Annotated in this window: 2 protein-coding genes; both read right to left on the reverse strand. The window is 43.7% G+C overall.

Features of this window, described 5'->3' with window-relative positions; genetic code table 11:
* Positions 1–1,139: beta-ketoacyl synthase N-terminal-like domain-containing protein (locus KVT34_RS29355; protein WP_254635232.1), on the reverse strand; the 1,139-nt coding region annotated here is incomplete at its 3' end.
* Between the two features lie 14 nt (positions 1,140–1,153).
* Positions 1,154–2,089, reverse strand: a 936-nt coding sequence (locus tag KVT34_RS29360) for an SDR family NAD(P)-dependent oxidoreductase (protein ID WP_217563201.1), incomplete at its 5' end; no start/stop codon positions are given.

Consider the following 2,089-nt stretch of genomic DNA (forward strand, 5'->3'; position numbering starts at 1 on the left):
AACGCTTCATAAACACACTGAAGGAACAATCGTTCCTGCGGGTCCATGATTTCTGCTTCTCTTGGTGTGATATGAAAAAAGAGGGGATCGAATTGATCCACTCCCTCTATAAACCCTCCCCATTTGCTATAGGTTTTCCCTATTTTGTTTTTGTCTTCGTCGTAATATAACCGATGATCCCAGCGCTCTTGCGGAATCTCCGTTATACAATCTTCGCCGCTTTTAAGATTCTGCCAAAACTCTTCCAGCGTCCTCGCTTGAGGATAGCGTCCCGCCACCCCAATGACGGCGATGTCCATCCCTTCGTTTTCGCTTCGTGCTTCTTGTACAGGCAGGGCAGATCCGTTTCTTGGATTGCGGCCGTCCCTTTGCTTCTGAATCAAACGGTTTCTTCGGGGCACCGGCTTAACCGGCTTATCCATCCCTTGCCGGTTTTTTTCCTCGATTCCCAGTATCTTCGGCAGTTGCTCTTGGTACTTCTCGATGAAATATCCTGCCAGTGTGTGAAGATTTTGATACTCAAAAAACAGAGTTTTGGGCAAGGAACCGAATTCCTTTTCCAACTCACCGGTTAACTGCATGACCATGATCGAATCAATGCCGTATTCTTCAAAAAAGGCGTCTTCCTCAATTTGTGTTTCGGGTATTTTAATAACGGAAGATAAGCGTTTTTTTAAATAGCCTGTGACTTTTTCACGAATTACTTCTTCCCCTATATCAAGTTTATTTTCTTCCTTTATTTGATTGGCAAATGTTTTTACTCCGTATAATTCAGCTAATGTTTCAGTATGTTGTTGAATTAGATAGGCAGCAAGATCATGAATATTTTTTTGCTCAAACATAATTTTCGAATTAAGATCAAGCATGTACTCTTGATTAAGTTTGTTAACAAATTCAGTTATCAATATTTGATCAAAACTATAATCACTGATTTCTATAAATACATCTATATCCTTTTGCTCTACTTTTAGAATATCGGATACCCAAGCTGTCAAATCATGCAGAGTTCTTTCGAAGATTATGCTTTCCCTCGCTTTATTTTGTTCTTTTAAATCCTTCATCGACTGTATATATTCTTCCAAACTCATATTGTTTTCTTTTATTTTTCTGTATAATAACTCGGCTTGATCAGTTATCATTATCCCAAACACCTCTAATTAGTTAGTAATTCCTTAAATTGATCTTCCGTTAATCTACCTTCAATTACTTCGTTAATAATATCCCGATAAAATTTATTGTCATTGTGATCTGAAGTTGATCCAGATTTTTCAATGGTTTGTTTAGCATCGGAAAAATATCCCGTTTTTCCAAATTTCTTTTCTCTCAGAAGATTTATTAATCGTTCTATTTCTCCCGCGACTACCATGACTTGATCTTGGCCCGATGCGAATCCCCGATAGAACGCTTCAATCCCTGCCGGGGTTTCCAAGGCCACGGCCCCTGTATCCTGCCGCATCATGGCTTCAATCTCTTCATCCACCCGCATGCCGCCCTGTTTCCATAGCGGCCAGTTGATCGACAGGGTATGGCCGCTTCGCTGCCCCGCTGCCGCCAGCTTGTTCCGGTACCCCGCATACACATCCATAAATCCGTTTGCCGTTGCATAATCGGCTTGTCCGGGATTGCCGACAGCTCCCGCGCCCGATGAAAACAAAATGACAAAATCCAATTTCTCTTCCTTGGTTGCTTCGTCTAGATTCCTTACCCCCGCAACTTTCGGGTCCATTACCTCTTTCCATTCTTCTGTTGTTTTCCGCATGATATAATTGTCCCGAATCACACCCGCGCTATGGATGATGCCGCTGAGGCCGCCGAATTCTTTTTGGACCCAAACGACCAGCTCCTCCACGGCTTCCCGGCTGGATACATCGACCTGCCGGTAGACTACTCTGGCTCCCCGCTCCTCCAATTGTTTGCGTTTTGCTTCCGTCTCTTCGGTTAGCGGCGATCTTCCCGTCAGAATCAATACCGCATCCGTTACCTTCTCAATAATTTCGCCTGCAAAAATAAGACCCAGTCCCCCTAAGCCCCCCGTAATCCAATACACCCCGCGCTCTTTCCACGGCATGTGTCCTTCTTTCCCGGTTTC

The sequence above is a fragment of the Paenibacillus sp. GbtcB18 genome, assembly GCF_019091125.1.
Lineage (GTDB): Bacteria > Bacillota > Bacilli > Paenibacillales > NBRC-103111 > Paenibacillus_F > Paenibacillus_F chitinolyticus.